The sequence below is a fragment of the Pseudomonas sp. P106(2024) genome (genome assembly GCF_057480815.1).
Genome location: NZ_JBLIYU010000033.1, coordinates 1 through 5242, shown reverse-complemented (window position 1 = coordinate 5242; position 5242 = coordinate 1). Strand labels below are relative to the sequence as shown.

Below are 5242 nucleotides of genomic sequence, written 5' to 3'. Positions count from 1 at the left end.
TGTACGGAGATCGGTTCATCAGGCCGACCTGGTGAAAGTCAGGGCCTGCCTGACGGCAGGCCGTTACCGGCCCGCACACAAAAAATCTGACACTTCCATAGCTAGTAAAAGCATACTACCCACACCGCAACCGACCGCTCCGACTGGCTTGGGAAAATCCCCCCCCTTACCAAGCCACAGCGACATTTTTTGCTGAAACCGTATTCCGGAAAAAAACCAGATAGAAAGCCCATGGTGGACCGATGCCTAGCCAGAGTCTGCCGGATCGATGGGGAGCAACATCGATCCGGCTTCCTGGCGAGTGCCGAGCAGCATAAAGAAGCCACCCGGCATAAACGCCATGACCAGTCTTAGCCGGTCATGGCGCAGGTGGTAGTTTTAGTTGGCCATACTCAGATGGCTGGTGGAGCGAACCACAACCCCCTCCTCCGCCAGGTCACGCTCCTCGATCCTTGTCAGGATCCAGTCATGCACCTCGCTATCGACCCAACCGACGCGGCGGTCACCCAGGGATACCGGCTTCGGGAAGGTGCCTTCCTTGATGTATTTGTAGATGGTCGATCGGGCCAGGCCGGTCGAGTCGATGACTTCTTTCAGACGGATGATTCTCATGAGCAGGCTCCTCTGTGGCTCAGAGGATCTGCAGGTGTTGTTAAAAAATACTCCCCAGCGATCATTTCCAGCTTAGTAAAGCCTCAAAAAATCCAATTCTGTACACGATCAAATATGTCAGAAGCCCCGCGCAGAATGAAAATTCAGGAAAGTTTTACTCCTGATTTTATAAGCTTATAGCCGCGCTAGACCTTATTTACAGGGCACCTTCAGTAGGTAGATGACAGCATCATGATGACGTAACGATATTGTGACATGACTCATCACGTCACATAGTTTCAGCTATGCTAACGTGACTTGGTGACGCAACGAAATGAATCTTAATGATAATGATAGACGATACGATCCCGATAAACCCCAGTCATGCGATCAGGGAATGGCTGGATGTCGATAACCCCGTTCAGCACAAGTGGGCCATTGCACACCTGCAAAGGAAGGGAGAGGTCATACAGAGAAAATATCAGTCGGACTTCAAGAACCTGCTCGACTGGGGCTATACCCTGAGACGCTCAGCGAAAAACGAGCTTCTGATAAGGAAAATGAAAGATGCCTGGAGGCAGAAGGCTTACAGAGACCGCCAAGACAGCAAGAAACCCTGCACTCTAGTGTTGAGCATTGAGGCTAAAGAGATGCTGGACCAGCTCGCCGAGCTAAATGGCATCAGCATCAGCCAAACTGTCGAAAAACTGATCAGACGCGAGGGCAACCGGCGCTTAAAGACAGGCGAGCTGACCAGGGATGTGACCAACCTCACTACAAGCCAAATCGTAGAACAAGTTTCCAAAAACTTTCGCAAGATCTTCGATACCCCTCAAAGCAGCAAAGCTCGCTAAGTGGCGTACCTCAGCGAACAGGCACCAGAGCCTAGAAGCCGTGAAGGTTGCTGAGAAGCGATTGCATTAAATCCTGGGTTCAAATCCAGCTATTGGTATTCCAAATGGTATTCCATAGATTTATTGAACCGGAATTTTTTCTTATTTTTCATAACTATAGAAAATCATTTCAGATTACCCCGGCCCACCAAATCCTAAAAAGAAGACGCCCAATGGGCGCTTTTTGTACCTGCAATTCGGCGCCTCAATGGCCAGTTCCTACAGCGATCGCCAGCGCTTGCGCGCATGGACATAAGCCGCCAAGTCACTGTATCCAAGCTGCGCAGCAATCTGCGTTCGGCTATCCCCCTGCATCTCCAGGTACTGCTCAAGCTCCGCACGGACCCGATCGAGCAGCACACGAAAACTGGTCCCCTCATCCTCTAGCCGCCGACGCAAGGTACGTGCACTCTGGTGAAGGTCCTGTGCCTGCGCCTCCAGGGTAAGTGATTGGCCCGTGATGAGGCCCTGGCGAATACCCTGGGCTACCCGGGCCGACCAGCCACTAAGCTGGGACTGCTGCGCCAACCGGCGCTCCAGCTCCTGGCTCACCACCTCCATCATCCCGGCATGCTGGGTCAGCAATGGCATCTCCAGCTGGACTCGATTGAAGTACAAGCGGTTGTACCCGCAGTCGAACTGGATATCTTCACCAAACCACTCTCGGTACTCCGGGTAGTACGCCGGCCGACGGTGAGCGAAGCACGCCCGCTGCGGCACGACCACCGCACCTATCCCCACGCCCATCACGCTGAGGGACATCACGCTGTAGTGCTCGACCATATAGCGCACCAGGCTGGCTGGAGCATCGATTCGCAATTCCACCCCAAGGCAATCACCCTCCTCGATCAGCGCCAGGGAATCCATGTCCGATGCCAGTCGTGCATAGCGCGCCCAGAAGCGGATGGCCTCAGCCAGCGTGGCGCTAAACAGGCAGCCCTGGGCCAGCACATGCCAGTCCTGGCGACTGAAGTGCGAGAACAGGTGCAAGCCGATTGCCGGATCATGGTTGGCCGCCCTGGCCCAAAGCTGCTCCAGCGCAAGCATGCTGTAGTTGCTGCGCGCCTTCAGCGAATGCGTCTGAAGGTAGCGCTCCAGCACCCGCCCGAGCGGGCCGCGGTGGAATCGCTCGGGCGATGGGTTGGCCGCTTCTCGCGTGATTCTGTCCGTTTCGCGCATATCGTCTGACGGCTTCGTGAATTCTTATGGGTGCGCACCGCCTTGATCGGCACCCACCGGAGAATGCCATGAGCACAACAATAACAAACAGCCCGATACCAATTATTCTCGCCGTCCTGATCGGCTTCATCCTCCTCGAAATCACCTGCGCCTGCTTCCTTCAGCCCCGCGGCAAACGTCGGGACGCGATCATCGAGATCGTCGGCAGCGCCCTGCTGATGATGGTCACCCTGCCGTTGGTCACGTTCCTCAGCAACAGCCTGCTGGCACACTTCGCGCCGCAACTGAAGGGCAGTCTCGCCGGCCTGCACTGGGTGCTTGGGCTTGTCCTGTTCCTGGTGCTGGACGACATGACCCAGTACTGGTGGCATCGCCTCAGCCACAAGGTGCCCCGGCTCTACTCGCTGCACCGCGCACACCATTCAGCGCCCTACATGAGCATCCGCATCGTCTATCGCAACAACAGCTTCTATTACCTGCTGATGCCCGGCCTGTGGTTCAGCGGGGCCCTGATCTACCTGGGGTTGGCGCCTGTGTACTTCGGCTACCTGATCGTCAAGATGCTGGTCATCTTCGGCGCCCACAGCAGCGTGCCCTGGGATGACAAGCTTTACCGCATACGCGCACTGCGGCCGGTGATGTGGCTGCTGGAACGGACCATTTCCACCCCCGCGACCCACTCGGCGCATCACGGCCTGAGCGCCGATGACGGGGTGACGCATTACAAGGGCAACTTCGGCAACCTGCTGTTCTTCTGGGACGTGCTGTTTGGCACGGCAAAGATCACCCGCCGCCGCCCGCAGCATTACGGTATCGAAGGCATGCACCCGGTCAGCTGGCAGGAGGAGCTGTTCTGGCTGCTGATGCGTGGCAAATCGACCAGCCTGCCGACGGAATCGGACCAGGAGCTGGCCAAATGAGCCTGAATATCGTACTCGTGGCCGGATCCAGCCAGGCGGATAGCCAGTCGGCGAAGGTGGGCGCCTTTCTCGCCCAACGCCTACAGGCATTGCAACTCAGCGAGCGGCCGAGGGTGATCGATCTAGGGCTTGCGCCGCTGCCGTTGTGGCCAGCCAAGGATGAACATGGGCTGTGGGCGGAGTATGCAGCCCTGCTGCGTGAAGCCGATGCCCTGGTGGTGCTGACCCCGGAATGGCACGGCATGGCCTGCCCGGCGTTGAAGAACCTGTTCGTCTACGCCGGCTACCGCGAGTTGGGGCACAAGCCGGCGCTGCTGGTCGGGGTGTCCTCTACCCGCTGTCTGAACTGCGTGCATCCAGCTACAAGAACTGCCGCATCTGCTATCTGCCCGAGCAGTTGATTGTGCGCCAGGTGGATGACGTGATGAATGGCCCGCAAAGCGCAAGCACGCAAGACCTGCGCATTCGTCGCCGGGCCGACTGGGCGCTTCAGGTGCTGGGCGAATATGCCAGGGCGCTCAGGGGGATGAATGCGCGGGTCGAAATGGAGGATCCGGAATTCGCCAACGGGATGTGAGGGTTGATGCCGCTATTGATCGATAGCGGCTGCCTTGGCGTGCGCCCGCTTAACGCCTCGCCTCAATGAGATGACGGGTCGAGTGCGCGACAAAAGGCTCGCCCTGGCGCATCTGGCTATCCAAGGCAAGCAGCTCAGCGCGGTACTTGTGTACAGAGAAGTCCGGCACCCACCATACACATTTGCGAAGGATCCATACGACTGCGCCTACATCATGGAACAGCATGCGGCAGCGGGCTGTGCGCAGGTCGGTCACCGTCAGCCCGGCTGCCTGTGCTGCTGCCACTTCGTCCTGCGGATCGCGCATTTTTCGTTCCTGGGGCAGTGGCCCCAGGAAATGCTCGATCAGCTCGAAAGCTGAGGCTGGGCCTACGTGCTGGGCGAAGTAATGCCCGCCTGGTCGGAGGACGCGATGGATCTCGGACCAGTCCGGTTGCACAGGGTGGCGTGAGGTGACTAGCTCGAACGAGGCGTCGGCAAATGGGAGCGTGGTTCCGGGGGCCACCTGCACGACTTCAACGCCGCGCGGCCCCAGGCGCTCGTGTGCCTTGCGGGCGTTGGGTGGCCAGGCTTCGGTCGCACACATGAGAGGCGGGAAGCGCGGCGTCTCATCCAGTACCTCACCGCCGCCAGTGTCGAGATCCAGCGCCGTGCAGACCCTACCCAGACGCTGTGCAAGGAGCTGGGCATAGCCCCAAGGCGGACGCTGCTCAGAGGCGCGTCCTGCCAGCCAGTCGAAGCCCCAGCCAGTCACATCCGCTGCGTTGGCTTCGGCTACCAGGTCGTCAAAGGGTTTCATTCGATGGTCCAGGTTAATGCTTGTGGTCAGGCCAGTATAAGTCGTGTAGGAGCGGCCTTGTGTCGCGAAAGGGGCGCGCAGCGGCCCCAGGGTCTTGAGTATGTCTCAGGACTGTCGGGGCTGCTGCGCAGCCCTTTCGCGACGCAAGGCCGCTCCCACAGGGGCGCCGGTATGGCGTTGATGTTGGAACGCGGAAAAGACAAAACCCCTACCTGCTCGCGCAGATAGGGGTTTTGCGAAATGAATCTTGACGATGACCTACTCTCACATGGGGAAGCCCCAC

General features: G+C 58.4%; 5 protein-coding genes and 1 pseudogene. 3 read left to right on the top strand and 3 right to left on the bottom strand.

All coding sequences use genetic code 11. The features are described from left to right. Nucleotides 1-378: 378 nt before the first annotated feature. Complete coding sequence (locus AC25M7_RS25315) at nucleotides 379-612, bottom strand: helix-turn-helix transcriptional regulator (RefSeq protein WP_486971624.1); 234 nt, start codon at nucleotides 610-612, stop codon at nucleotides 379-381. A gap of 329 nt (nucleotides 613-941) precedes the next feature. On the opposite strand from AC25M7_RS25315, the gene AC25M7_RS25310 reads away from it, so the two are divergent. Next, a complete protein-coding gene (locus AC25M7_RS25310; protein WP_486971623.1) occupies nucleotides 942-1445 on the top strand; it encodes a hypothetical protein in 504 nt (167 codons plus the stop codon). A 258-nt stretch (nucleotides 1446-1703) separates the two neighbouring features. Here AC25M7_RS25310 and AC25M7_RS25305 read toward each other — a convergent pair whose 3' ends face one another. Then, nucleotides 1704-2663 carry an AraC family transcriptional regulator ligand-binding domain-containing protein gene (locus AC25M7_RS25305; protein ID WP_486971622.1) on the bottom strand — a complete coding sequence of 320 codons (960 nt, stop codon included), beginning with the start codon at nucleotides 2661-2663 and terminating at the stop codon, nucleotides 1704-1706. Between the two features lie 68 nt (nucleotides 2664-2731). Here AC25M7_RS25305 and AC25M7_RS25300 point away from each other — a divergent pair, with 68 nt between their 5' ends. Both AC25M7_RS25300 and AC25M7_RS25295 read left to right on the top strand, forming a co-directional pair. Continuing rightward, nucleotides 2732-3583, top strand: a complete 852-nt coding sequence (locus tag AC25M7_RS25300; protein WP_486971621.1) for a sterol desaturase family protein — start codon at nucleotides 2732-2734, stop codon at nucleotides 3581-3583. After that, nucleotides 3580-4160: pseudogene (locus AC25M7_RS25295) on the top strand (NADPH-dependent FMN reductase). The gene AC25M7_RS25300 and the pseudogene AC25M7_RS25295 overlap by 4 nt, the downstream one beginning before the upstream one ends. A gap of 49 nt (nucleotides 4161-4209) precedes the next feature. Here AC25M7_RS25295 and AC25M7_RS25290 read toward each other — a convergent pair. After that, entirely contained in the window at nucleotides 4210-4959 is a 750-nt protein-coding gene (locus AC25M7_RS25290; RefSeq protein WP_236181025.1) for a class I SAM-dependent methyltransferase, read from the bottom strand. Nucleotides 4960-5242 lie beyond the last annotated feature (283 nt).

Coding starts and splice junctions, on each gene's coding strand:
- AC25M7_RS25310 (WP_486971623.1), top strand. CDS start 942: ATGATAGACGATACGATCCCGATAAACCCCAGTCATGCGATCAGGGAA.
- AC25M7_RS25305 (WP_486971622.1), bottom strand. CDS start 2,663: ATGCGCGAAACGGACAGAATCACGCGAGAAGCGGCCAACCCATCGCCC.
- AC25M7_RS25315 (WP_486971624.1), bottom strand. CDS start 612: ATGAGAATCATCCGTCTGAAAGAAGTCATCGACTCGACCGGCCTGGCC.
- AC25M7_RS25300 (WP_486971621.1), top strand. CDS start 2,732: ATGAGCACAACAATAACAAACAGCCCGATACCAATTATTCTCGCCGTC.
- AC25M7_RS25290 (WP_236181025.1), bottom strand. CDS start 4,959: ATGAAACCCTTTGACGACCTGGTAGCCGAAGCCAACGCAGCGGATGTG.